Here is a 24236-nt window from a genome sequence, read left to right on the forward strand (position 1 = left end):
TTGGGAGCCACCACTAACGAATGATAGCAATGCCATCCCAGAGCAACTGTTGTATCTGCTGCAGCTCTTTTCTGTCGAAATGGAGTCTACCGCTGGCCGTCATTTTGGCCATCGAAATGATACTGCTATGGGTGAGCGTGGCCAGAATCTTGGGGCTTACCTCTTTCAACTCGCTCTCCCGGATGCCGCGCTCAAAAAAGGCGAACAGCAAGGTATAGAACCTGTCTTCCTCTACTGGTGGCACACTGGCATGGTAAGGCGAGTTCACAAACTGCTCGAAGAACCTAAGCATATCCTGATTGTCGTGGTAAAAGGTATAGAGCCCGGTCCAGAGCTTAAAAAAGCACTCTTTGAAAGGTATGTCAGCCGAACTCTCCCGCTCCACCACGGCAACAGCCTGCTGCTGCGCGTAGTTAAACAACTCACGAAGCAAATGTTCCTTGCTTTCGAAGTAGTGGTAGATCGTGCCCGCCGCCACCCCGGCATGCTTGGCGACCATGCTCATAGGCGTGCCATGGAAGCCGTTTTCCCGGACCAGTTCCATCGTGCTTTTAAATATGGCCCTCTTCTTATCCGACATCTGCTCCATAGACACTACCTCCAATTGAATGTTCATTCGGTTTGCAAAGCTACAGTTGTATCTACAATTGTAAAAGCATTTCCGTCGAAAAGCTGAATTTTCTGGTCAAACAACTCCGGAAGCATGGTAAATAAACGGGATTGCATCTGGGAACGTAAATATAGCTATAGCGCATTTTTTAATTAAATCATACAGCCATGGCACTTACACATGAATTCCGCCACAGCCACCGTATCAACAGCGCCAACAATCCCGTTTGGATGGATGGACTCAGAATCATTCTCGGTCTGTTCCTGTTCGTAAAAGGCGTGTTTTTTCTGGAGCACATCACAGACGTCTTCCAACTCTTCAGCGCCGGGAACGACATAACCCAGACAGGCAAGGCACATATACTCACCAGCATGGTGCACATAGTAGGCGGCCTGATGATCGCTTTCGGGATGCTCACGCGCCTGGCACTGCTCTGCCAGATCCCGATCCTGATTGGCGCTTTGCTGATTGTGGGTCCGCAGCAAAGTGGCATTCAGCTGGATAATACCGAGCTGATGCTGACTATCTTCTTCACGGCTCTTATCCTGTTCTTCATGATCAAGGGGCCCGGCCGCTACTCCATCGACAACAAGGTGCTGCGACCCAAGCAACCGCAGGTATAAGCTGCGGCTTAAGTTCGAATCTATCTAGAGCGAATCGACAAAGAGGCGCAGCCCTTGGTATACCTCGGCAAGCTTCCGTGGCGGGAAATGGGCGTTCAGGCCGCTGGGGTTAGGCAGCACCCACAGCCTGGTGTTCCCGATGCTCTGTTCCTGCATTCCTATACCTGCAGATGCTTTCCCGAAAGCCACGCGGTAGGCGGATATACCCAGCAAAGCCAGCACCTGCGGCTGGTACCCGATCACTTTCTCCTCTAGCTTAAGTGCCCCTTCTTTCAACTCCACGGCTGACAACTCAGCGGCATTTGCCGTGGCCCGGTCCACAATGTTAGTAATTCCGAAACCCAGGTCTAAAAGGCTACTTTCTTCTTTGGGCAGGTATAGCCGGGGGGTGAAACCCGCCGCATGCAGGGTTGGCCAGAAGCGGTTACCCGGCCGGGCGAAGTGATGCCCGACTACCGCCGTGTAAAGCCCCGGGTTGATGCCACAGAAAAGGACTTTGAGGTTGGGCGCTACGATATCAGGCAAGGTTCTCCCGTTTGCCGCCGCCAGTTCTTCTTTGGTAGGTCTTCGTTTTTGAGGTTGCATACCTGTTCTTTACTGCGGCTTAGCGATTGTAGTTATATCCGGGGCTAGGTATAGCATGGTTTTCAAGCAGTAAAGTTGGGACGATCTAGGATGAATTAAAGGTTGCAGGCAGGTAATTAGCTATACTGAAGTGGGTGCGTTATTCCGTTTATCTGCTAGATTTGGAGTATAGCAGGAGTAGTATTCCTACTATACTATAGTTAGGCCCAATAAGAGTTACAAAATCAAAGGGAATAAGCCACAGAACTACTCTACTTATATGAAAACAAGACTACTCTACATGCTCTCTTTTGTGGCAGCACTGACCTTAACTGGTTGCCCCGATCCTCCATGCTTTAATCCTGATCCTTCCTACACCTTTGCAATTACTACCCATTTTACCCCAAAGCAGGACAGCATACAGGTAGGAGACACCCTGTATTTAGTATCTGAGTTCCCATCTACTATGGTGCCAGTTGGCGGACAGGAACCAGTAGACTATAGCAACTCTACAGGGATTCACAGCTTAGTAAATATCCGCGAATTAATATCAGGAACGAACAAAATAGTAGGTGTAGTCTCTAACTTTGACTACTTCAGTGTTGATGGCAGAATTTACAATTCCAAGGAGATTCCATCACCTGAAAGGGTGCAGCAGCTTTTATATGCAGAGAAAGCAGGTGAATATGTGTTGAAGGTTGGGCTCATTCCTAAAAAGAAAGGGATATACTCGCTGGTCATAGGATATGGCATCAGCAACGGAAAGACGGCAGGAGACAAATGTACAAGGGCAGCTTTCGATATAACTGTTACTAACACAGATCCACACATGTACTATTTGGAGCCATTTATAAATGATCCAAATGTAGATATACCCAACATTCACTACCTGTTTAAAGTGTATTGATTGCTTAAATGCAGTGCACCAGATTATTATAACATGTAGAAATATTAATCGGCCTAACAAAATCTATAAGTTAGCTACGCCACCTTATAGCAAAGCCGTTAGAAAAGATTTAAACTAAAATTTAATCTTAAAGTTACCGTGATGGTAACTTTTTTCTTTATATTTGGGTTCTAAATTAAAGGGGTGAGAGTAATAGCAAAACGGACACTGCGGGATTTTTGGGAGAAGCACGCCGATAGTGAGCAGCAGCTAAAAGCTTGGTATAACGAAGCAGAGCAGGCTGACTGGAAGTCCCCTAATGACATTAAGAAAGACTACCCATCAGCTAGTATACTGGAGGATAACAGAATGGTCTTTAACATAAAGGGGAACAACTATAGGTTAATCGTCCGAATCAACTACAAATATGGCGTAGTCTGGATACGGTTCATCGGAACACATGCTGAATACGACAAGGTTGACGCTACTAAAATTTAAAGAAAAAGAAATGAATATTAAGCTGATAAAAACAGAAGAAGATTACCAATTGGCCTTGCAAAGGCTGGAGGAGATATTTGACGCAGAACCAGACACCCAGGATGGCGATGAACTGGAAATACTCTCTTTCCTGATTGACTCCTACGAAAAGGAGTATTTCCCAATTGAAGCACCGGACCCGATTGAAGCAGTAAAGTTCAGAATGGAGCAGCTTGGAATAAAGCAGAAGGACTTAGCCGAAGTGCTGGGTTTCAAGAGTAGGGTAAGTGAAGTATTAAACAGAAAAAGGAAACTCACACTCGAAATGATAAGGAATCTGCATAAGACTTTGAATATTCCGACAAATGTGCTTATTCAGGAATACTAGAAGAAAAACACACTTCTAACACTGTATATACAAATCCCTCGCTACGCTGTGGGCTATGCATATACCAACCGTTGGGCATAATTGTAATCATGAATAAAAAGCTGATTTACCTATTAATTATCTCCTTCGCTTCACTTGCTTCATGTGTTGAACCAGAACCTCAGCAAGAAGAAAAGGCAGATGAAAACTTTGAGCTTGCTGGACCTGCCATGAATGAAAAGTCAAAGATTGTTGATACTAAATGGGTGAATACAATAACAAGCCCTCTCGGAAGTTGCAGCGATTCGCTTCACTTCTTAAGCAATAGAGAAGTGGTGCTATATGACTGTGAAATGGACTGGCATTTCGATGCGAACTACTCTATCTCAGGGGACACGATTAACATTGCAATTGTAGAAGCCCAATTTGAAGTAGACAACTATAAAAAATCTGAGCCTACTTCAGTTTGGAGATTAAGAAAGAAAGATGGGCAATTAGCAGTTTCCTCTATCGTGCTTCTAAGAAATAATAAATGGGAAGAAATATCAGCTGAAGATTACAAAAGGATCGGTGATTTCAAGAAGATAAAATAACTCTGCCCGACCCAGTGCGGCCTTAACCCTTGCTACGCTACGGGCTTCGGCTGCACGAGTAACGCTAAGGCGGTATATATAAAGAAATCATTCAAAGTATAAACATGAACAACAACGATATTTTACGCCGGCTCCGCTATACATTTGATTTTAATGACACTAAGCTGATGGAGCTTTTTAAGTCTGGGGGAGAGCAGGTAACCCGCTCAGAAACCATCGAGTGGATGAAAAAGGAAGATGAGCCCGGGTTTAAGGAAATGAGCGACCTGCACCTGGCTGCTTTTCTCAATGGTTTTATAAACGAGAAACGCGGCAAAAAGGAAAGCGAGCAACCTAAGCCCGAAAACAAACTGAATAACAACATCATACTTCGTAAGCTCAAAATTGCCCTGAACCTGATAGACGAAGACATCCTGGCTATTCTGGAGCTGGTAAAATTCCGTTTAAGCAAGCACGAACTCAGCGCCTTTTTTCGCAAACCCGACCACCAGCATTACCGCCCGCTCCAAGACCAGATTCTGCGCAACTTCCTACACGGCTTGCAACTAAAGCACCAACCTGAATCAGGTAAATAAGATAGTTTTAAAACCCGCAAAATGCACAAAACTTAGTAGAAGCCTAAACCTGTTCTCCCCTACCCATCTCAAAAAAATATCCTTAATTTGGCCGAAAATTGGCTTACAGGGAAATTTACATATAAATGAGCGGCATTCAGGAGGCTCCTTTCTCCATACTACTTCCTTGGTTAGTGCATACCCGCGATCAGCACCGGCCATACAATTACAATAGAAATGCCGCTAATCTTGGCCCTTTCCTGCCCAATTATCTAAATTTGAACCGTATCTTTGCGTATAGAAAAATAACTAAGCATGCTTCACTTCTTTTTTAGTCAGCCCGATACAGTTTACGCCGTACAAACCGAGCGGGAACTAAACGCTACAGACATCCAAAAACTGGAATGGTTATTTGGCAACGCCACTCTAAAGCAGGAAACTGTGCTGAGTGGCTTTTTTGTTGGTCCTCGTGCCGCTATGATCACCCCATGGAGTACCAACGCGGTGGAGATCACGCAGAACATGGGCATCGAGGGGATTATCCGGATCGAAGAGTTTAAAACGGTTACGGAAGATTTCAACGATTTCGACCCGATGCTTTCCCAAAGTTATAAGAGCCTGGACCAAGAGATCTACACGATCAACATTCAGCCGGAGCCTGTGCAGCCTGTGGAGGATATTGCGGCTTACAACAAGCAGGAAGGTCTGTCGCTGAGCGAAGAAGAAGTGGATTACTTGAACCAGCTGTCAGAAAGACTGGGCCGTCCGCTTACCGATTCTGAAGTGTTCGGCTTCTCGCAGGTAAACTCTGAGCACTGCCGTCACAAGATTTTCAACGGCAAATTTGTAATTGATGGCGAGGAGAAAGAAAGTTCGCTTTTCAAACTGATCCGAAAAACATCCGAAAAGAATCCGAACGATATCGTTTCAGCTTACAAAGATAACGTGGCCTTTGTCAAAGGTCCGGTGGTGCAGCAGTTCGCACCAAAACGTGCCGATATACCTGATTACTACCAGGTAACTGACTTCGAATCGGTTATCTCCATCAAAGCAGAAACACACAACTTCCCGACCACAGTTGAGCCTTTCAACGGTGCCGCTACCGGTTCGGGCGGTGAGATTCGTGACCGACTGGCTGGTGGACAGGGTGCCCTTCCGCTGGCAGGTACGGCGGTTTATATGACAGCTCTTTCCCGTCTCGAAAAAGATCGTCCGTGGGAACAGGCCACACAGGAAAGAAAGTGGTTGTACCAAACACCGATGGATATCCTGATCAAAGCTTCCAACGGTGCTACTGATTTCGGTAACAAATTCGGACAGCCGCTGATCACAGGTTCGGTGCTGACGTTTGAGCACGACGAAAAAGCAGATGCTATTGAAACCCCACGTAAGCTGGGCTATGACAAAGTGATCATGCTGGCGGGTGGCGTAGGTTACGGCAAAGCCAGCCAGGCCCAGAAAGGACATCCGAAAACAGGCGATAAAATCGTGATTCTGGGTGGTGAGAACTACCGCATCGGTATGGGTGGTGCTGCCGTTTCCTCTGCCGACACCGGAGAGCACGGCACAGGTATAGAACTTAACGCGATTCAGCGCTCTAACCCCGAAATGCAGAAACGCGCCGCCAATGCCATTCGTGGTATGGTGGAGAGCGAGCACAACCCGATAGTTTCGATCCACGACCATGGTGCTGGTGGCCACTTAAACTGCCTCTCGGAACTGGTGGAAGAAACAGGCGGTAAAATTGATCTAGACAAACTTCCGGTTGGCGACCCTACCCTTTCGGCCAAAGAGATCATCGGTAACGAATCGCAGGAGCGTATGGGCCTGGTGATAGGCGAAGAAGATATTGCTACCCTGCAGAAAATAGCGGAACGCGAACGTGCGCCGATGTATACCGTAGGCGACGTGACCGGCGACCATCGCTTTACCTTTAAGTCAGGCTCTACAGGCGAAAAACCAATGGACCTGGAGTTGAGCGACATATTCGGCAGCTCGCCTAAAGTGGTGATGAACGACAAGACGGTTGCCATAGAATACCAGCCGGTGACTTATGATCAGAACCAGCTGCATACCTACCTGAAGCAGGTACTGCAACTGGAAGCCGTAGCTTGCAAAGACTGGCTGACCAACAAAGTAGACCGCTGCGTGGGTGGCCGTGTTGCGAAGCAGCAGTGCGCTGGTCCGCTGCAATTGCCACTGAACAATTGCGGTGTGATGGCGCTTGATTTTCAGGGCAAAGAAGGTATAGCGACTTCCATCGGACACTCTCCTATTTCGGCTTTGATCGATCCGGCGGCGGGTAGCCGTAATGCCATTGGCGAATCTTTGTCTAACATTGTGTGGGCTCCGCTGAAAGACGGTTTGAAGAGCGTTTCGCTTTCTGCCAACTGGATGTGGGCTTCGAAAAACGAAGGAGAAGACGCCCGTCTGTACAAAGCCGTAGAAGCTTGTTCGGAATTTGCGATAGCTTTGGGCATCAACATCCCGACCGGCAAGGACTCGCTTTCGATGAAGCAGAAGTACAAGGACGAAGACGTAATTGCGCCGGGCACGGTGATCATTTCAGCAGCTGGTAATTGCAGCAACGTGCGCCAGGTGGTGGAGCCGGTGTTGCAGCACAATGGCGGCAACATTTACTACATCAACCTGTCCAACGACAGTTTTAAGTTGGGTGGCTCTTCTTTTGCGCAGGTCCTGAACAAGATCGGCAACGAAACGCCGGATATCACTGATGCAGCACTGTTCGGCAATGCTTTCAATACACTGCAGCAGCTAATCAAAGAAAATAAAATAGCGGCAGGCCATGATATTGGAAGCGGCGGTCTGATCACGACCTTGTTGGAAATGTGCTTTGCAGACAACAACCTGGGCGCTTCCATTGACTTGACCTCGCTGGGCGAAGCGGATAGCATCAAAGTACTGTTCGCTGAGAATATCGGTGTGGTGTTCCAGGCTTCTGCAGACGTTGAGGAAACCCTGCAAGCAAATAATGTTCCTTTCCACAAAATAGGTATAGCGACCTCTTCTGCCACAGTGGAACTGAAGAACGGAAATGATGCCTATACCTTTGACATCGCACAGCTGCGTGATACCTGGTTTAAGACTTCCTATCTGCTGGACATCAAGCAAAGCGGTCCGCACAGCGCCAGAGAGCGTTTTGAGAACTACAAAAAGCACGAACTGAATTATACCTTCCCGGCAGGATTTGACGGCAAGAAGCCAGCGATCGACAGCTCCAAGCCAAGAATCAAAGCGGCCATCATCCGGGAGAAAGGAAGTAACTCGGAGCGTGAAATGGCCAACGCCATGTACCTGGCCGGCTTCGATGTGAAGGATGTGCATATGACGGACCTGATCTCCGGAAGAGAAACCCTGGAAGACATCCGTTTCATCGGCGCTGTTGGAGGTTTCTCCAACTCCGACGTACTGGGTTCAGCCAAAGGATGGGCCGGTGCCTTTATGTACAACGAGAAAGCGAAGAATGCCATTGAGAACTTCTTCAAGCGCGAAGACACCCTTTCGGTAGGTATATGCAACGGCTGTCAGCTGTTCGTGGAGCTTGGTTTCATCACGATGGGGCACGACCAGAAAGCACGCATGCTGCACAACGTGAGCCAGAAGCACGAGAGCATCTTCACATCCCTGACCATACAGGAAAATAAATCGGTGATGCTTTCGAGCCTGGCCGGTTCTACGCTGGGAGTTTGGGTATCGCACGGGGAAGGCCGCTTTAGCCTGCCGCATACCGAGGACAAGTACCAGATCGTTTCGAAGTACGCGTACGAAACCTATCCGGCTTGCCCGAACGGCTCTGACTACAACACCGCCATGATCTGCGATGAAACAGGCCGCCACCTGGTGATGATGCCGCACATCGAGCGTTCGCTCCTGCAGTGGCAGTGGGCACACTATCCGAAAGGCCGTCACGACGAGGTATCGCCCTGGATGGAAGCTTTCGTGAATGCCAGAAAATGGCTGGAAGCGAACCAGTAGGTATAGAGCTTTAAATAAATGAAAAGGCGCTCCGGTTAATTCCGGAGCGCCTTTTTTTGTCCTCTGCCCTATTAACTCAGGTATAGAAATCAAATACCTTGCAGCTGCTGCATGTAGGAAGCTCCAACAGGCACTTCATTTCCTTTGATGCATACCTGGTGGCGCTCTATTTTATCGATATGCTTTTTGGCTACGATATACGAGCGGTGTACCCGTACAAAGCTGTCGGCAGGCAGTTGCTCGCTCAGCTCCTGTATGGTCATGCGCGAAAGTAGCTTCTTGCCTTCCAGCACGAAGGTCACATAATTGCCCGCCGCCTCCAGGTATAGGATCTCATCGTAGTGTACCTTCACTTGCTCGTAACCAGTCTTGAGGAAGAGGTAATCTTTGACCGGAGCTGTAGAGCCGCGCAGTTGCAACAGTTCCTGTGCTTTGTTGCAGGCCTTCACAAACCTTGGCAGCGAAAAAGGCTTCAGCAAGTAGTCCACCGCATCCAGCTCAAAGCTCGTGACAGCGTGTTCAGAATATGCGGTCGTGAAGATCACCATCGGCTTTTTCGGCAGACTGGTTACAAACTCCAATCCGGAGATATCGGGCATCTTGATATCCAGGAACAGCAAGTCAACAGGTTCGTTTTGAAGAAACTCCAGCGCTTTGAAGGCATCCGTAAAGCAACCCACCAGCTCTAGGTAAGGCACTTTGGCGGCATGTGCGCGCACCACTTCCAGGGCCATCGGTTCGTCGTCTATTGCTATTGCTCTCATACCTGTTGCTATACCTTGTCTGCTATACCTGCTTTAAATATACTTACAATTGAAGAGTTAGGTGCACAAAAAACTCTTCCGGCGTCTCCCGGATGATCAGTTCATGCCGCTCCGGGTACAGCAGGTCGAGTCGCTGTCGCACGTTGATCAGGCCTATACCTGATGCGTCCTTCTCGGGGTCCTGCTCTGACCTGCGCTGCTTGCTGTTATACACATCAAAATACAGCTTATCCTGGTCGCTATGCAAACTTATTCTGATCCAGGATTTGTGCTGCAGGCTGATGCCGTGCTTAAAGGCATTCTCAATAAAAGGTATCAGCAGCATCGGGGCGATGTACTTGTCTCCTACCACGTCTTCTATTTTAGTCTCGATTGAGATGTTTGGCGAATCCGAAGTACGCAGCAGTTGCAGATCAATGTAATTGCGCATGTACTCGATCTCACGGGAAAGCAGTATTTTCTGCTGGTGGTTTTCGTGCAGCATAAAGCGCATCATGTCGCCCAGCATCTGTATACCTTGCGCGGTGCGCTCGCTGTTCTCCTGCAGGGCCGTGCCGTAGAGGGTGTTCAGGGCATTGAAAAGAAAGTGCGGGTTGATCTGTGAGCGTAAATAATCCAGGTTGGCACTTGTGGTTCCCAGTTCTTTTTTGAGCACATACACCTCTTCTTTGCCTGCCAACTGGCGTTTGTAGATCTGCCAGATAACAGGGCCGGCTACCAGGAATTGGAACAGGGAGTTCACAAAGCTGATTTCGAACGCGGAGTCTTCACTTTGCACGAAAACCATCAGCAGCAGGGAAGCAGGTACATACGCCAATACCTGTATCAGCAGCACCCGGGCCTGGTAAGCCAGAAATTTCCGTTTTGCCTTGCGGGCTGCTGGTATCAGGTAATGAAACGAAACAAAATACAGGACTATCGCATTTAGAGAAACTATCGCCCACAAGGCGGTCTCATTATCGCCCGTGTTGAACACCATCATCAAAAACACGCTCACCATCCAGATGATGAAGACTGTCAGCGTTTCCCGGTTAATGAACCGGTACTTGGCCGAGATAACCGTAGCATTGGACAGCAGGTATAGACCGCTGTATTTGATAAAGGTATAGATCCCCACTAGTAGCAACAGAAACAAGGTATGGCGGAAACTGTCCTGGAAAATCAGGTCATAGTCCTGCTCTCCCGGATAATACCAGTTTATCAGATAGCTTTTGGTATAGGTGTCGAGCACACCCGACACGAAGCTGTAGGTCAGGTATAGGCCCAGCAGCATCAAGGCATAAAGGGGCACACGTTCCTTCTGTATCAGCTTGGGGATGATTCGGAAATTGAGCAGCAGGAAACCCAGGTACAGTAAGGTATAGCGTATCAGCTGTGGCCAGAAATGATGCTTATAGAAACGATAGTCTATCCCGGCATCTTCGAAATCCCATCTGTAGGGATCGTGAGAAGTGGAAAGCGAGAAGATCGAAAAAACAAAAATGGCAGTAGCCACCCAGAACTCTATTTTAGCGGCCTGGAGCGGTTTTGCGATGTGGTTGTCTAGTGTCATATCATGCATAGAACAATGATAAATGAAAGGGTTGAGTATAAACAAAAAATGTGATGAATGCGGCTGATTTTGTGATGGATGGCGCTAAAACATGGTATCGAGTATAAATTGCAGCAGCTGAGCCAGTTGCTTTACTACATCGATGTCTTCGAACAGGACATGCCCCTCGTCCGGTTGCTGCTGTGTGGCCAGCAGGCACGTCAGTGTATACTGTATCTTCTCGTTCGTCCACACCAGGCTGCACAAACCGAGCAGTATTATCCAGTTGATACCCTTCAGGGTCTGTGCCCCATTCAGATAGCTTTTGGAGATGTTCCGGATCGTTAATTCCATCTTTTCGTGTCTTCTTTTGTCCTGCTCACACCTGGCCAACTACTTACCCCGGCCTTAACAGGTATAAGATTAGGAAACTGAATACAGGACTTCAACTAAAAGTGATGAACCGCCAAAAAGATGTGATAAACCAGGCAGAACTGCTAATTTCTATTAAAACTGCAGCTATACCGAACTCCCAAAATAGAAGAATCTACGAACTGGTTTATACAAAAATACCGCTCAGGTACATGAGCGGTATTTTTGGCAGCAGTTAATCAGATGTATACCTTAAGATTTCCCCGGATCAGGGAAGATAGGGAAGGTGGCAGCTATAACTCCTCAAATACCACCTGGAAATTAAGCCTCACCAGAATTTCATCAGATTGTCACCTGAGTATTGCCAGGTAGGTATAGAACATATCGAAGTATTCATCCCTGCTCAGTAAGTTATCGCGGTTTCGGTCCCACCTGTCAAAAATGCCCGTTGCGAATTCAATTTCGCTGACCAATTGGCTATTGTCCAGGTTCCACTTCTTAAATAACTCGAGCTTGCTTATACCTTTATGAAATTCATCATAATCTAACTCACCATTGGTGTCTGCATCCCAGGTGGCCCAGCTCTGTTTTTCAAACCGGAAGTCTTTCACAAACTTCTCCCACTCCTCCTTTTTAATATTGTCATCTAAACTCATCATTATATAGAGGCCACTGCTAAGCTCTACCTCATTAAACTCAACGCCATTCGTAAAATCAACCGGGTACCAGCCCCAATCCAGATGGTGATAGAAACTACCCTTCTCAAAGGCCTTGGCAAATTCTGTTTTGCTAATGTCTGGTGCCTCTACTGCGATCGTGATGGAATCCCTTGCTACATTATTTTGCCTGTCCTTTGTTTCTGAAACCAACTTGTAAGTTCCGGACGCTATGTCGCGCGGATAAAAAGAGGCATTGAATTCTGTAGCTTTCAAGACATCCGTAAACGGGAACAGTTCCATCACTTCGTGTCTTTGTCCATCGGTACTTACTAACCAGGTACTTACGTTTTTCAACGCATCGTTGTCTGAAAGTCTGACACGAATTGAAACCAGGTCAATGACCAGGTGATTGGAATTTGCTTCTGGAGAAAGAAGTTTGATTTTGGGTTTTTCTGTATCAGGTAAATTATTATTTGTGCTGGGGCTTGGATCATCGTCGCTACCGCAGGACACGCATAGGAGCAGCAGTAATATGAAAGTGAGTTTATAAGTTTTCCCCATGGTATAGACATCTAACAGGATCAGGTAATGGAATAGGACAGCGCAAGACCAGCCCACGAAACAGACTGTAGTGGTGTGTGGAGGAAAGCGGGGATGTCATCTTGACGAAAGTCAGAAGGGAGTTGTTCAGGTCAGGTATCCGATGCGGATATGAATTTTGAGAGACTCAAAATTAGGTTACGTTGCCACTCTGCTTAGACCTGTGTTTTCTTAAATGGTACTGCCCGTGGTACTTTAGCCTGAGGTATACCTCGGCTTTTGATAGGCAGGTCTGCTGTATACCTGAATATATACGCAGTGGGCTTGTTTCCAGCAAATACCGAAAGGATGTGCGGGGTATTATTTCGTAGATGCGCTCATTATACCTTCAGAAAGAATTCAAACAGGGGTAAATACAGCGGTCGAGTCTCAGACAGTGCGAATCTGCCCTATACCTGATCTACCCTCACCCACCGCATACCCGCTGCCTTTGCAGCTTGCACCCCGGGCACTCCATCTTCAAACACCAGGCAATGCTCGGGTGCTATACCTAGCTTTTCTGCTGCCAGCAAAAAGGGATCGGGAAATGGTTTGCCACGAGCTGTGTCGCCCGCGCATACCAGCACTTCTACCAGGTGATCGATCTGAAGCACCTCCAGCGTTTTCCGGATCGTATGCTTTGCTCCTCCTGATACAACACCAATCTTTACCTTCCCGGCATGGGCCACCAGATGGTCGACCACAAACTGCACCGGCTTTGTTTTAGAGATGAACTCTTGGTAAAACAACTCTGATTTGGCGCTTTCGAAAGCGATCGGATCGAAACTGCTCCCATACCGCTTGTTGATCTCCACGACGACAGCAGGTATAGGCAGTCCGGCAAACTCATCTATTATCGCAGGGTCAATCACGACACCCGCTGCTGCAGCCACCTGAACATAGGTATCTTTGTGCGCCTGCATGTTGTCAGCCAGCGTGCCGTCGCAATCATACAGAAAGGCCTGGTAGTCTCCTGCTGTTAGCTTAAGTAGTTCCTCATAGTGGCGCTTGTTCTGTATCGCCAAGTGATCTTCTGTCATGTTGTGGAGATTAAGTTTTGCCTGGGTACAGGCACTGTTAACGTATGGCGGCTACGAACTGCCCGATGGCTCTGCTCACCATTACTTGCCTGGCCACCAGCCAGTTGAACAAGAGTATGCCGCAAGCAGCACAGATTATACCTGCCAGCACATCGAGCACATAGTGATGCGAGGTATAGACCGCCGCAAACCAGATACCGACCGTGATGATGGTGAAAAGCACTTTCGCCACTAGCCCCAACCTGTTCTTCAGGGCATAGTAAAGCACAATAAGCGGGTAGGCGGAGTGCAGCGAAGGCATGGCCGCAAACACATTGGAGCCCTTGGCATAGAGGGAATGAAAGACCGTAATGCCGAAAAACTCATCGAAGCGCACCAAGCCTGCCGTGTTGCCGGGAGTTGTCGCAATGAACTCGAAGCCATGCAGCTGCACGTACCAGGGCGGCGCAGCCGGGTATATGTAGTAGACCACAAAGCCGAGCAGGTTGACGAGCAGAAACGTGAGCGAGAAGTACACGAACTGCTGCCGGTTCCAGAAGAACAGAAAGCCGGCAAAGGCCAGCGGTACCGGTACCCAACTGAGGTAAAAGATTCCGCTCAGCACATCCAGGAAGGTATAGCTGTGCAGCTTCCAGTATTCATTGGGAGTAAGTATAGCGCCACCATCGCGTATTCCGAACACGGCTTTCTCGGCATTGTAGAGGTCCTCGATGTGCACGGCGTTGAACCAGTAGTTCGGGAAGGCTTTCATGTAATCGTACAGTACCCAGAACACAACGAAGACCGAGAATCCGGTGATAAACTTGCGGGTGATGGGCGTGGCAAAATAGAGGGCATTCGCCAGTCCGATCAAAAACAGCTGATCGGTTTTAAAGCCCACCAACAGGTAGGACAGCAACAGGTAGCCAACCGATAAGGCGGCCAGCACCAGTGCTTCCCGTCGCGATACGCCTTTCTTCTCCCCTACCGCCGCAGTTGTTGTACGCATGTTATTCTTTGTCAAAATCAGATCCGAAATCTTTGTCCCGCAGCGCCGGGCCTACACGATAGCCTGTGGTAACGTCGAAAAAGAGGTGCGACTCCCGGAGAAACTCCCGCCGGTCTGACACAAAATTAATCTTCATCTGTAAACTAAGGCTTAAAGCGACCTGTCACCGCCTTGCCAGTGGCAGCGTCATAGCCGCTCAATTCTACATACAGCACATTAGGCACCCAAAACGTACCGCCTTCAATGCGTACAAACACCCGGTTCAGAATTGCCTCTTGCTTATTGATCGTGGTATAAACGTGGTATTTGCCATCCTTGGCCTTGCGCAGGTATAGCGGCAACTTCCCGTAACTCACGAACTTGAGCTCGTAATTGTCCTTGCCCAGCTTTTTGGTGTTCAGGCCATAGGCGAATTTGCGCTGAATGTAGTTCAGTTCCTTGCGCTCTCCCCCATCCGCATACCGGATCCAGTAGATGCGTATGGGCTCTGCCTCATTCAGCAAGCCCTTTGCATTCCGGTTCAGTTCGTACACCACCGTGTTGGCATTGGGGTCGCGCTGCACGTAGAATTTCAGGTCCTTAATGCCTTTCGGCACCGGTAGGGAATCAGCTTTTGCTTCGGCTATACCTGCCGGACTGTTGGCACTGGTGCTGCTTATACCTGTGTATAACAGCAGGAGTGCCAGGTAAAATATTTTTCTCACGTTATAAATCTTCTGCTTAGCGTGCTGCCATCTCTTTCTGCTCCATGGCTCTTTTCGAATCCATCAGTCGGTTGTAGGCCGTGATGTTCGTCATGACAGCCATCACAGTGATTGGCAAAGTAAATACTGACATGGTCTCAAAAATATGGAATGGCACGCCCGGCACGTATACCTTGTAGTCGGCTCCCACAAAATAGTAGGTTACCCCACAGGCAATGGCCGACACGCCGATCAGCACGATCCGCTCCGGACGCTGCATCAGGCCTCCCTTGCATTCCACGCCCAGCCCTTCGGCGCGCGCGCGGGTATAGCTCACCATCATCGAGCCGATCAGGGCCACAAACGCGAAAAGCGAGCTGAGCAGGTAGTGGTGCGAGATCAGGTAGTAGCAAATGCCCATGAACATGATCATCTCGCTGTAGCGGTCGAGCACCGAGTCGTACATGGCCCCGAACGTGGACTTCATGTTGCCCAGCCGCGCCACCTGGCCGTCGAGCATGTCGAACACGCCGGCGAACAGCACCAGTGCCCCGGCCCAGCCCACGTACTCTAACTCGCCCCGGTTGCTGGTTTCCCCGCCCCAGATGAAGATGCCAGCTACGCCAATGTTGAGAATCAGGCCGGTGGTGGTGACGGCGTTGGGCGTAAAGCCGAGTTTGATCAGTAGCCTCACAAAGGGGTTGATCACCGTGTAGATCCCCTGTTGCAGCGCGTCGCGTAATTTTTCCATGCTCATGCGTTATCTGACAATTGCTTAAAAATCAAACTTAAACCTGCCCCTTATACCTAATTCCGACACATTAGGATGATCCAGGTAGGTCAGGCGCTTCACCAGGTCCACCCGGAAGAAGTTGAAGATGTTGCCTATACCTACGCTCGCCTCCATATACGGCTTGTTTTCCAGGGTATACGTAATTGGTAATCCGTTTGCATCAGTCGGAAAGTGCAACAGGCCCGGATTTTCGTACGGCCTATTTTCATCCCGCACTTTGCCATACAGCGCCTTGAAGGTCACGAATTCCCGCAACTTTGTTTTCTTGATCAGCGGCAGCTTGTTGAAGATGAAACCGTTGAAGCTGTGGTCGATGTGCACGCTCGCATACTGGTCGCTCACAAACTCGAGGAAATTCATCAGGTTGTAGGACTGCAGCTGGTACGAGTAGCTCTGGTTGGCACGGTGGATCGTGAGCAACGGGAACGGCACCTGCCCGAAGGTATAGCCACCTTCCGTCACCACGTCCGAGTAGCCCAGTTGGGAGAGGTAGAAGCGCTTGTTCACGTTCAGGGCCACCTTCTGGTATTCGAACTGCCCGCCAAACGTGCCCTTTATACCGGCCGCTGCGCGCAGCGTGAACACCGGATGCCGGCTGGCAACAGGCGTGCGGTAGATCTTGCCCTGCAAAAACTGCTCGTTCGGTGCCCAGCGCAGCTCCAGCAAGGCCTCCGTGGTGGTCAGCTGCTGAAGTGGCACTGTCTCGTTTTCGCCGGTTGCATCGCCAACCTGCAGGTATTGAAGCGAGCCGGCCGGTGCCTGCTTCCAGTTCCGGAAGCCGATGCGGTAGGACATGTGATTTTCAAATTCCCGCAGGTAATCGATGTTGTAGGTTTCGTTGTAGAGCCACTTATCGTTATCGCCACGCTTAAACGAAAGTAGGAAATTGTCCTCCTGCACAAACTGCAGTTCCTGCCCCGGTATGCTGGTGTCCTTCTGGTAACTCACCCGGATCGCCCGCACCGGAAACTCCCAGATGGAGCGGTCGGTGAGCGAGTAGGTGCCGCCCAGGTAATACTTCCATTTCTCGTCCTTGAAACCATAGGCCGTGTAGGTCTCCAGCATCACTTTCTTGCTGAAGTTGTTGGTCGTACGCCCGCCAAAGCGCAGCCGGAAGCCTTCAACTGGGTTAAAGCTGTAGAAGGTGTTGATCGGGCCGATCTCAATGTTGGCGCCCGCCCGCTTATACCCGGCGATCAGGGCAGTACCCCAGTCCATGGTGCGTCGGAAGGATTTCATGTTCACCAGGCTATCGATGTTGGTGTAGGTGTTCAGCTCCACGGCCGAGAGCGAGTCGTGCCGGCTGGCCTGCCAGAAGTCCTCGCCCTGCCCGGCCGTTTCCTGCGCCCGAACCACGGCATCGCCCTCGTAGCGTGATGCAGGCTGCGCTTCATTTATCTTGTAGTCTTTGAAGGAAACCACCCGCTCTCCATAAAAGCCCATGTCGCTGTTCTGTGTGAGGCCGAAGTCTGCTTTGAGCCCGCTACGGCTCAGGTGGTAGCGACCATCCGGGTTCTGCTCGAAGTCCAGTTTGATCTTCAGGTCACGCACCCAGTTGATGCTCACGCCCTTGCTCACTTCCATGTCCACATTTTGCACGGCATAGGTGCCGTCGAGCGTCACATACAGACTGCCGGTAAACATAAAGGCCGATGGGTTACGCGGCTCAAACTGGAGCCTGGCCAGCTGTTGTCCTCCATCGACCGTCACTGTGTCCTTGAGGTAGAACTTGTAGAAGGTAGGCGCCATGTCGGCGATCGGGCTCAGGAACTGGTTGGTGAGGATGGTGATGTTGTTCTCGTAGATATCCACGTCCTGATACATGTGCTGCATGTAGGCCATAATGCCCTGGTTGTCGACAAACTCGCCAAAGTCCACTTTCTTCTCGGCCTTTACCACGGTCTTGCGCGCCTGCGGCGACTTGCGGAAATACTGTTCCTTCAGCTCCTCCTGTATAAAGAAAGGCAGCACCGCCCTGCCCGAGAGCACGGTGGTGTCGATGTTGCTGGTGATGAAGTCGTACTTGCGCAGCAGGAGGTTTCGCTTCAGTTTATCCGGCGTGTTCACCAGCGACATTTGCGTTTTTTCGTACTGCTCATACTGCACGTAGTCGTAGTTTTCCGGTCTGTTCTTCGGCTTGTTGGCCACTATCTCGCGGATAAGGTCTACGGCAGGGTTGTTCTTGTTGCTGTAATGCACCTTACGCTTTTTGCCCACCACCACTACTTCATTCAGCACTTTGGCATCGGTTTGCAGCTTCACGTTCAGCGTCTGCTCCTGCCCCGGCGTCACGGCCAGGGTAGTTGTCTGGTAACCCAGGTATGAGAACTGTATCTTGTTTACGATCTGGTTTGTCCGGATCTGGAAATTGCCCTCGTAGTCGGTGCTGGTACCTGTGCTGGTGCCCGGTATGAAAACAGAAACGCCGATAAGCGCCTCGTTTGTGGCAGCGTCTCTTACAGTGCCTTTAATCGTTGTGAGGCCCTGGGCCATCACAGGTTGGGTGTATACGCCTGCTACAGCGAGCAACAGGAAGCATAACAGCCGGTATAGGTATACGGTATACCTATTCCTATTTGAAAACATATCGTTTTTGAAAAATGTAATTGTAAAAAAAGCCGACAAGCAGCGAGGTAATAATTTTGGAATAGAGGTAGGGCAAACCGCCATATTGTGTGATCGCATACACACCGGAGGCGTTCAGCACCAGGCTCCCCTTCCAGATGACCAGATATTTAACTGCCTGCAAGGGTACGGTTCTATGCACCGCCTCAAACACCCAGTTCCGACCAAGGGCAAAGTGAGTGACGCCCCCTGAAATGGTACCTGTTACGGTGCCTGTCACATACCAGACACCAAGCAGCTCCACCACCAGCACCGTGACCAGAAAGTCAACAGCAGAAGCCACCATGGAAGCAGCCTGTGCCTTCAGAAAGGTAAACATTTAGAATAGCTTCAGGTATAGCAATATTTGTAAAACAATATTTGCGTAAACGCCCGCCACTACGTCGTCCAGCATTACGCCTAACCCTCCCCTCACTCTCTCTAACCTTCTGATGTACAGCGGCTTCACTATATCAAAGAAGCGGAATAGCACCAGCCCGGCCAACAACGTGCTGAACGACACCGGTATAAACAGCATCGTGATCAGCATACCGGCCACTTCGTCAATCACCACTTTCTTATCGTCCTTGCCCCAGTGCGGTTCCACTTCGTTGGCCGACCAGACACCCAGCACGGTGAGCACCAGGGTGATGATGGGAAGCCAGAAAACAAGCTGGCTCCCACCCGCCTGGGGGATGGCGTACAGACACAGACAGACGGCCACGGCAGCGACCGTTCCGCCTCCCTTGCCTATGTAACCGATGCCCAGGCTGGTGGAAACCAGTTTGTGCAGTTTCAGCATGCTGTTTCGTTTACTTCGATTCTACCAGGTCTTCGTAGTAGTCCAGGCCCAGGTGCGTGATCAGGTCTTCGCCCATGATGTGGCGCAGTGTGTTCTGCAGCTTGATCAGTTGCTTGAAGATATCGTGCTCCGGACGCAGGCCTTCCGCCGTCTGCGGCGACTTGTAGTAGAACGACAGCCACTCCTGTATGCCGCTCATGCCCGAACGTTGTGCCAGGTCGGTGAACAAGGCCAGATCCAGTACGATCGGTGCTGCCAGGATGGAGTCGCGGCACAGGAAGTTGATCTTGATCTGCATCTTGTAGCCCAGCCAGCCAAAGATGTCAATGTTGTCCCAGCTCTCTTTGTTGTCGCCGTGAGGTGGGTAATAGTTGATGCGTACTTTGTGGTAAAGATCGCCATACAGTTCCGGGTTGTCTTCCGGGTGCAGAATGTCTTCGAGCACGCCCAGTTTCGATACTTCTTTTGTCTTGAAGTTGTCCGGATCGTCGAGCACCAGGCCATCACGGTTACCCAGGATGTTGGAAGAGAACCAGCCGTTGATGCCCAGCGCCCTAGCCTGCAGACCTGGCGCTACGATCGTCTTCATCAGTGTCTGACCTGTTTTAAAATCCTTGCCGGAAATGGCCACGCCATTCTCTTTTGCCAGCTCCACCAGCGCAGGTATCTCCACGGTCAGGTTCGGGGCGCCGTTAGCGTAAGGCACACCCAGTTTGAGGGCAGCGTAGGCGTAGATCATGCTGGGAGCGATGCGCGGGTCGTTATTGCGCAGGCCTTCCTCAAAAGCCGCTATGGTCCGGTGCACGTCGCTCACTTCGGTGTATACCTCCGTAGAGCCGCACCACACGATCACCAGGCGGTCGCAGCCCTTCTCTGCTTTGAAGGTGCGCATGTCGTCCATCAGTGCTTCGGCCAGTTCATACTTCGTTGCGGCTTCCTTCACATTGGTGCCGTCCAGGTTTTTGGCGTAGGACTTGTCAAACACGGCCTTCATTGGCTTAATGGCCTCCAGTTCCGGTTTGATAGAGTGCAGCAGCATCGGCTCCAGCACTTTCGCGTTCGCAGCGGCTTCAAAAACGTTGTCTTCGTAAACGTCCCAGCCACCAAAAACGATATCGTTCAGGTTAGCCAGCGGCACGAAATCTTTGATCAGCGGGTTACGATTATCCGTGCGCTTGCCCAGGCGGATATTGCCCATCTGAGACAGTGAACCCACGGGTTGGGAGAAACCTTTTCGGATTGCCTCTACCCCTGCAATAAAAGTGGTGGCCACCGCTCCCAGTCCCGGAAGCAGGATACCTAAACGCCCTTCGGCTGGTTTAACTTGATATTCCATCTTATTCACTTAAGTCTAAAACTGTTTAAAATTACTACTTATAGCCAATTATTTTCTTTATACCATTTCAATGTGCGCGCCAGCCCTTTTTCCAGGTCGTACGCGGGCACAAAACCCAGGTCCTGCCGGATCCGGTCGATGCTGCAATTCCAGTTCTCGGCGGCCAGCTCGTTGAGCTTTTCGCGGTTCAGGGCCGGTGTTTTGCTGCTGCCCGTATAGGCTGCCTCCATGACACAGGCCATCGCACTTACTACTCCCATCGGCAGGTGAATGCGGACGGACTTCCTGCCCAGGATGCGCTTGGTAATGGTGGCCAGGGCATAGCGGTCGTAGCTGTTGCCGTCCGACACATTATAGCAGGCATGGTATATGTCTGCACCCAGCGCCTGCATCACCGCCCGGGCCAGGTCCTTCACGTACACAAAACTCAGCCACTGCGGCTTGTTGCCGATATAGGGCTCCAGTCCCATGTTCAGTGTTTTGAGCACGATGAAAATGTCCTTCTCCCGCGGACCGTATACTGCTGTCGGGCGCAGTACAATCAGGGGCAGGTCCTTGATCTCAGCCAGGTACTGCTCGGCCAGTAGTTTGCTCTTGCCGTAGGCCGTAACCGGCTGTGCTTTGCTTTGTTCATGTATGGGGGTAGTGTCGCTGTACACCACCGGGCCCAGTGCTGCCAGGCTGCTGATAAAGACAAACTTCTTCAGCGGGATATCAGCTGCCAGAGCAGCCTGCGCCAGCTTTTGGGTATAGCCGGCGTTCACTTGCTTGTACTCCTGCTCGGTCCTTGCCTTGGTGATACCGGCCGCATGAATGATATAATGGTACTGCTTCTCCTCCAACTCCTTTACCAAAGCCTGAGTATCGTTAAAGTCGAGGGAGGTATAACGGATGCCGAAAGGCTGCAGGTGCGCGATGTCGCTCGAAGGACGCACGGCGGCGTATACCTCCAGCCCTGCCTGCACAGCCGCTTCGACCAGGTGGTGCCCCACAAAGCCGCTCGCTCCCGTTATCAGTACCCGCTCTTTCATAGCACCTTCTCGTATATCCTGTATTTTTTATAAGGTATAGCACCCATTTTCAACAGCCCCTGGTTCATCAGTAGGTTATTTTCCAGTATCCAGGAGGCCTCCGCTGAGTGCATATTTTTTTCCCGGTGCTTCTGCATGGCGGCGCCATAAAAGCAGGCTTCTATCCCCATCTTCCGATAGCCCTCGATCACTCCGAGCGCGATGATGCGCACGGCCGTTATCTTTTTGCGCAGCAGCAGCAACTTGAAAATTCCCGTCGGTAACAGGCGCCCTTTTCTGATCTTTTTCAGGATCTGGTTGATGTCAGGTATAGCCAGTGAAAAGCCCACCACTTTCCCGTTGTGCTCGGCAATCAGACAGAAATCCGGGTCCACGATCATTTTCAGGTCTTTGGCCATGTAGTCGAATTCCTTCGGCGTCATCGGCACAAAGCCCATATTCTTGTCCCAGGCCGAGTTGTAGATCTCGCGCAGGCTTTCTGCTTCCTGCTGATAGCTTTTCAGGTTGATCGGACGAATGATGATGCCTTTCTGCTCCAAGCGCTCACGGAGAGCGGCTGCCATGCGGGCAGCTTTGTCATTGTACCCCTCGGCCAGGAACTGATAAGCCAGCAAGTCCACCTTCTTCTGAAAGCCGAGCCCCTCCAGCAGTTCCCTGTAGTAGCTGTAGTTGTAGGGCATCATGGCCACAGGCGAGCTGTCGAATCCCTCTACCAGCATACCGCAGGTTTCGTTCGTCGATAAGTTCACCGGCCCGATCATCGATCCGACTTGTTTCGAGAGCAGCCACTGTTGCGCTTGCTGCACAAGACTACCGGCTACTTCTCCATCGTTCACGCAGTCAAAAAAGCCGAAGAAACCGTCCCGGCTGTTGTTGAAGGCGTTGTGGTTGTTGTTGAGGATGGCCGCAATCCGCCCGACGAGCCTGTCCTCATCATACGCCAGGTATAACTGCACTTCGGAGTGCTCGTGAAACGGATGCTTGCCAGGCGTCAACATATCCTTTTGCGCGATAAAAAGCTCCGGCACGTAATACGGATCGTATTTATACAGCGCATGCGGAAAGTCGATGAAGGCTTTCAACTGCTGCTTTGTTTTAACAGGCAGTACTCTCTTCATAAGGCATGTTTCGGGAGTTGATGCCCAGCAGTTTAAATGCATCGGCAATTTTGGTAACCGCCTCTTCTATCTGGCCAAAGGTATGCGTGGCCATGATGGAGAGACGCAGCAGGGTAGAATCAGCCGGAACAGCGGGTGCTACTACCGGATTCACGAAAATGCCGTTGTCCTGTAGTATTTTGGTCACCTGAAAGGTAAGATCGTTGTCGCGCACATATACCGGAATTATCGGGGTCTCGGTCGGCCCCAGTTCCAGGCCGGCGGCTGCCAGGAGTTCTATCGCGTAATTGGTGTTATGCCAAAGCTGCGCACGGCGCTCCGGCTCCGACTGAATGATTTCCAGGGCGGCGAGTGTGCTGGCCACGGAGGCAGGCGACATGCTGGCACTGAAAATGAGCGAGCGCGCATGATGCTTCAGGTACTCAATGGTGTCAAAGTCGCTCGCAATGAAACCACCCAATGAAGCGAGTGATTTGCTGAACGTTCCCATGATCAGGTCCACCTGGTCTGTCAGTCCGAAGTGAGAGGCCGTGCCTGCCCCCTGCTCGCCGATCACACCCAACGCGTGCGCATCGTCTACCATAATGCTGGCGCCATAGCGTTCGGACAGAGCCACTAGCTCAGGAAGTTTTACGATATCGCCTTCCATGCTGAACACCCCGTCCACCACGATCAGCTTAATCGCCTCGGCAGGCAGGCGGCTCAGCTTGCTCTCCAGATCCTGCATGTCGTTGTGCCTGTATTTGATCACTCTGGAAAAAGAGAGCCTGCTGCCGTCGATGATGGAGGCGTGGTTGTACTCATCCAGTATAATGTAATCGTTGCGGCCGGTGAGGCTGGAGATCACGCCCAGGTTTACCTGAAACCCGGTGCTGAACACCAAGGCGGCCTCTTTGCCGACATAGGCAGCCAGCCTATCTTCCAGTTCCATGTGAATGTCGAGGGTGCCATTCAGAAAGCGGGAACCCGCACAGCCGCTGCCATACTTCGCAATGGCATCGATGGCCGCCTCCTTCACTTTCGGATGGTTCGTCAGCCCTAAATAGGCATTTGAACCGAACATCAGCACCTTCTGGCCGTTTATAATTACTTCTGTATCCTGAGCAGACTCTATTGATCTGAAATAAGGATAGGCCCCCTGCGCCATCGCCCTTTCAGCTGCATGGTATGCAGCGCTCTTCTCTCGGGCGAGGATTTTCTCACGAAGTATTTTGCCCATCTGCAATACTTTAAAAATGATTCGCAATTTATTTATCTGGCACAAAC

25 protein-coding genes are annotated in these 24236 nt (G+C 50.4%); 7 read left to right on the forward strand and 18 right to left on the reverse strand.

Features of this window, described 5'->3' with window-relative positions:
• Nucleotides 1-13 precede the first annotated feature (13 nt).
• Nucleotides 14-616, reverse strand: coding sequence for a TetR/AcrR family transcriptional regulator (locus L1278_RS16605; protein ID WP_253406141.1), 603 nt, complete (start codon nt 614-616; stop codon nt 14-16).
• 161 nt (nt 617-777) lie between these two features.
• On the opposite strand from L1278_RS16605, the gene L1278_RS16610 reads away from it, so the two are divergent.
• A complete protein-coding gene (locus tag L1278_RS16610) occupies nt 778-1233 on the forward strand; it encodes a DoxX family protein (protein ID WP_253406142.1) in 456 nt (151 codons plus the stop codon).
• Nucleotides 1234-1257: 24 nt separating this feature from the next.
• Here L1278_RS16610 and mug read toward each other — a convergent pair whose 3' ends face one another.
• Nucleotides 1258-1818, reverse strand: coding sequence for a G/U mismatch-specific DNA glycosylase (gene mug, locus L1278_RS16615; RefSeq protein ID WP_253406143.1), 561 nt, complete (start codon nt 1816-1818; stop codon nt 1258-1260).
• A 259-nt stretch (nt 1819-2077) separates the two neighbouring features.
• On the opposite strand from mug, the gene L1278_RS16620 reads away from it, so the two are divergent.
• The 6 genes from L1278_RS16620 to purL all read left to right on the forward strand — a co-directional run bounded on the left by L1278_RS16620 (nt 2078) and on the right by purL (nt 8670).
• Nucleotides 2078-2704, forward strand: coding sequence for a hypothetical protein (locus L1278_RS16620; protein WP_253406144.1), 627 nt, complete (start codon nt 2078-2080; stop codon nt 2702-2704).
• A gap of 183 nt (nt 2705-2887) precedes the next feature.
• Entirely contained in the window at nt 2888-3181 is a 294-nt protein-coding gene (locus tag L1278_RS16625) for a type II toxin-antitoxin system HigB family toxin (protein WP_253406145.1), read from the forward strand.
• Between the two features lie 10 nt (nt 3182-3191).
• A complete protein-coding gene (locus L1278_RS16630; RefSeq protein ID WP_253406146.1) occupies nt 3192-3548 on the forward strand; it encodes a type II toxin-antitoxin system HigA family antitoxin in 357 nt (118 codons plus the stop codon).
• A gap of 89 nt (nt 3549-3637) precedes the next feature.
• The gene (locus L1278_RS16635; protein ID WP_253406147.1) at nt 3638-4120 is read left to right on the forward strand and encodes a hypothetical protein; all 483 of its coding nucleotides are present in this window, start codon (nt 3638-3640) and stop codon (nt 4118-4120) included.
• Nucleotides 4121-4224: 104 nt separating this feature from the next.
• The gene (locus L1278_RS16640; RefSeq protein WP_253406148.1) at nt 4225-4695 is read left to right on the forward strand and encodes a DUF1456 family protein; all 471 of its coding nucleotides are present in this window, start codon (nt 4225-4227) and stop codon (nt 4693-4695) included.
• A gap of 294 nt (nt 4696-4989) precedes the next feature.
• The gene (gene purL, locus L1278_RS16645; RefSeq protein WP_253406149.1) at nt 4990-8670 is read left to right on the forward strand and encodes a phosphoribosylformylglycinamidine synthase; all 3681 of its coding nucleotides are present in this window, start codon (nt 4990-4992) and stop codon (nt 8668-8670) included.
• A gap of 89 nt (nt 8671-8759) precedes the next feature.
• On the opposite strand, the gene L1278_RS16650 is transcribed toward purL, so the two are convergent.
• The 16 genes from L1278_RS16650 to L1278_RS16720 form a co-directional block, all read right to left on the reverse strand.
• Complete coding sequence (locus L1278_RS16650; protein WP_253406150.1) at nt 8760-9434, reverse strand: LytTR family DNA-binding domain-containing protein; 675 nt, start codon at nt 9432-9434, stop codon at nt 8760-8762.
• A 43-nt stretch (nt 9435-9477) separates the two neighbouring features.
• On the reverse strand, nt 9478-10986 hold the full coding sequence (locus L1278_RS16655; RefSeq protein WP_253406151.1) for a sensor histidine kinase: 1509 nt from the start codon (nt 10984-10986) through the stop codon (nt 9478-9480).
• 84 nt (nt 10987-11070) lie between these two features.
• On the reverse strand, nt 11071-11319 hold the full coding sequence (locus L1278_RS16660) for a hypothetical protein (RefSeq protein WP_253406152.1): 249 nt from the start codon (nt 11317-11319) through the stop codon (nt 11071-11073).
• 368 nt (nt 11320-11687) lie between these two features.
• Entirely contained in the window at nt 11688-12557 is an 870-nt protein-coding gene (locus L1278_RS16665; protein WP_253406153.1) for a hypothetical protein, read from the reverse strand.
• A gap of 428 nt (nt 12558-12985) precedes the next feature.
• Nucleotides 12986-13615 (reverse strand): HAD family phosphatase, encoded by a 630-nt coding sequence (locus L1278_RS16670; protein WP_253406154.1) that lies wholly within the window; start codon nt 13613-13615, stop codon nt 12986-12988.
• A 37-nt stretch (nt 13616-13652) separates the two neighbouring features.
• A complete protein-coding gene (locus tag L1278_RS16675) occupies nt 13653-14603 on the reverse strand; it encodes a phosphatase PAP2 family protein (RefSeq protein WP_253406155.1) in 951 nt (316 codons plus the stop codon).
• Nucleotide 14604: 1 nt separating this feature from the next.
• Nucleotides 14605-14739 (reverse strand): hypothetical protein, encoded by a 135-nt coding sequence (locus tag L1278_RS19575; RefSeq protein ID WP_256488677.1) that lies wholly within the window; start codon nt 14737-14739, stop codon nt 14605-14607.
• Between the two features lie 7 nt (nt 14740-14746).
• Complete coding sequence (locus tag L1278_RS16680; protein WP_253406156.1) at nt 14747-15307, reverse strand: DUF4833 domain-containing protein; 561 nt, start codon at nt 15305-15307, stop codon at nt 14747-14749.
• Nucleotides 15308-15323: 16 nt separating this feature from the next.
• Nucleotides 15324-16037 (reverse strand): CDP-alcohol phosphatidyltransferase family protein, encoded by a 714-nt coding sequence (locus tag L1278_RS16685; RefSeq protein ID WP_253406157.1) that lies wholly within the window; start codon nt 16035-16037, stop codon nt 15324-15326.
• Between the two features lie 24 nt (nt 16038-16061).
• A complete protein-coding gene (locus L1278_RS16690) occupies nt 16062-18665 on the reverse strand; it encodes a DUF5686 and carboxypeptidase-like regulatory domain-containing protein (protein WP_253406158.1) in 2604 nt (867 codons plus the stop codon).
• Entirely contained in the window at nt 18652-19023 is a 372-nt protein-coding gene (locus L1278_RS16695) for a GtrA family protein (RefSeq protein ID WP_253406159.1), read from the reverse strand. Before L1278_RS16695 ends, L1278_RS16690 begins: the two co-directional genes overlap by 14 nt.
• Nucleotides 19024-19485: a phosphatidylglycerophosphatase A gene (locus L1278_RS16700; protein WP_253406160.1), complete on the reverse strand. Its 462-nt coding sequence runs from the start codon at nt 19483-19485 to the stop codon at nt 19024-19026.
• 10 nt (nt 19486-19495) lie between these two features.
• Nucleotides 19496-20821, reverse strand: coding sequence for an inositol-3-phosphate synthase (locus L1278_RS16705; protein ID WP_253406161.1), 1326 nt, complete (start codon nt 20819-20821; stop codon nt 19496-19498).
• 38 nt (nt 20822-20859) lie between these two features.
• Entirely contained in the window at nt 20860-21852 is a 993-nt protein-coding gene (locus L1278_RS16710) for an NAD(P)-dependent oxidoreductase (protein WP_253406162.1), read from the reverse strand.
• The gene (locus L1278_RS16715) at nt 21849-22970 is read right to left on the reverse strand and encodes a hypothetical protein (RefSeq protein ID WP_253406163.1); all 1122 of its coding nucleotides are present in this window, start codon (nt 22968-22970) and stop codon (nt 21849-21851) included. The genes L1278_RS16710 and L1278_RS16715 overlap by 4 nt, the downstream gene beginning before the upstream one ends.
• Complete coding sequence (locus tag L1278_RS16720) at nt 22948-24189, reverse strand: pyridoxal phosphate-dependent aminotransferase family protein (protein WP_253406164.1); 1242 nt, start codon at nt 24187-24189, stop codon at nt 22948-22950. Before L1278_RS16720 ends, L1278_RS16715 begins: the two co-directional genes overlap by 23 nt.
• Nucleotides 24190-24236 lie beyond the last annotated feature (47 nt).

The organism is Pontibacter sp. HSC-36F09, from assembly GCF_024171605.1.
Lineage (GTDB): Bacteria > Bacteroidota > Bacteroidia > Cytophagales > Hymenobacteraceae > Pontibacter.

Coding starts and splice junctions, on each gene's coding strand:
- L1278_RS16605 (WP_253406141.1), bottom strand. CDS start 616: ATGAACATTCAATTGGAGGTAGTGTCTATGGAGCAGATGTCGGATAAG.
- L1278_RS16720 (WP_253406164.1), bottom strand. CDS start 24,189: ATGGGCAAAATACTTCGTGAGAAAATCCTCGCCCGAGAGAAGAGCGCT.
- L1278_RS16655 (WP_253406151.1), bottom strand. CDS start 10,986: ATGACACTAGACAACCACATCGCAAAACCGCTCCAGGCCGCTAAAATA.
- L1278_RS16710 (WP_253406162.1), bottom strand. CDS start 21,852: ATGAAAGAGCGGGTACTGATAACGGGAGCGAGCGGCTTTGTGGGGCAC.
- L1278_RS16670 (WP_253406154.1), bottom strand. CDS start 13,615: ATGACAGAAGATCACTTGGCGATACAGAACAAGCGCCACTATGAGGAA.
- L1278_RS16705 (WP_253406161.1), bottom strand. CDS start 20,821: ATGGAATATCAAGTTAAACCAGCCGAAGGGCGTTTAGGTATCCTGCTT.
- L1278_RS16690 (WP_253406158.1), bottom strand. CDS start 18,665: ATGTTTTCAAATAGGAATAGGTATACCGTATACCTATACCGGCTGTTA.
- L1278_RS19575 (WP_256488677.1), bottom strand. CDS start 14,739: ATGAAGATTAATTTTGTGTCAGACCGGCGGGAGTTTCTCCGGGAGTCG.
- L1278_RS16630 (WP_253406146.1), top strand. CDS start 3,192: ATGAATATTAAGCTGATAAAAACAGAAGAAGATTACCAATTGGCCTTG.
- L1278_RS16715 (WP_253406163.1), bottom strand. CDS start 22,970: ATGAAGAGAGTACTGCCTGTTAAAACAAAGCAGCAGTTGAAAGCCTTC.
- L1278_RS16675 (WP_253406155.1), bottom strand. CDS start 14,603: ATGCGTACAACAACTGCGGCGGTAGGGGAGAAGAAAGGCGTATCGCGA.
- L1278_RS16650 (WP_253406150.1), bottom strand. CDS start 9,434: ATGAGAGCAATAGCAATAGACGACGAACCGATGGCCCTGGAAGTGGTG.
- L1278_RS16610 (WP_253406142.1), top strand. CDS start 778: ATGGCACTTACACATGAATTCCGCCACAGCCACCGTATCAACAGCGCC.
- L1278_RS16695 (WP_253406159.1), bottom strand. CDS start 19,023: ATGTTTACCTTTCTGAAGGCACAGGCTGCTTCCATGGTGGCTTCTGCT.
- L1278_RS16700 (WP_253406160.1), bottom strand. CDS start 19,485: ATGCTGAAACTGCACAAACTGGTTTCCACCAGCCTGGGCATCGGTTAC.
- L1278_RS16640 (WP_253406148.1), top strand. CDS start 4,225: ATGAACAACAACGATATTTTACGCCGGCTCCGCTATACATTTGATTTT.
- mug (WP_253406143.1), bottom strand. CDS start 1,818: ATGCAACCTCAAAAACGAAGACCTACCAAAGAAGAACTGGCGGCGGCA.
- L1278_RS16685 (WP_253406157.1), bottom strand. CDS start 16,037: ATGGAAAAATTACGCGACGCGCTGCAACAGGGGATCTACACGGTGATC.
- L1278_RS16635 (WP_253406147.1), top strand. CDS start 3,638: ATGAATAAAAAGCTGATTTACCTATTAATTATCTCCTTCGCTTCACTT.
- L1278_RS16660 (WP_253406152.1), bottom strand. CDS start 11,319: ATGGAATTAACGATCCGGAACATCTCCAAAAGCTATCTGAATGGGGCA.
- purL (WP_253406149.1), top strand. CDS start 4,990: ATGCTTCACTTCTTTTTTAGTCAGCCCGATACAGTTTACGCCGTACAA.
- L1278_RS16665 (WP_253406153.1), bottom strand. CDS start 12,557: ATGGGGAAAACTTATAAACTCACTTTCATATTACTGCTGCTCCTATGC.
- L1278_RS16620 (WP_253406144.1), top strand. CDS start 2,078: ATGAAAACAAGACTACTCTACATGCTCTCTTTTGTGGCAGCACTGACC.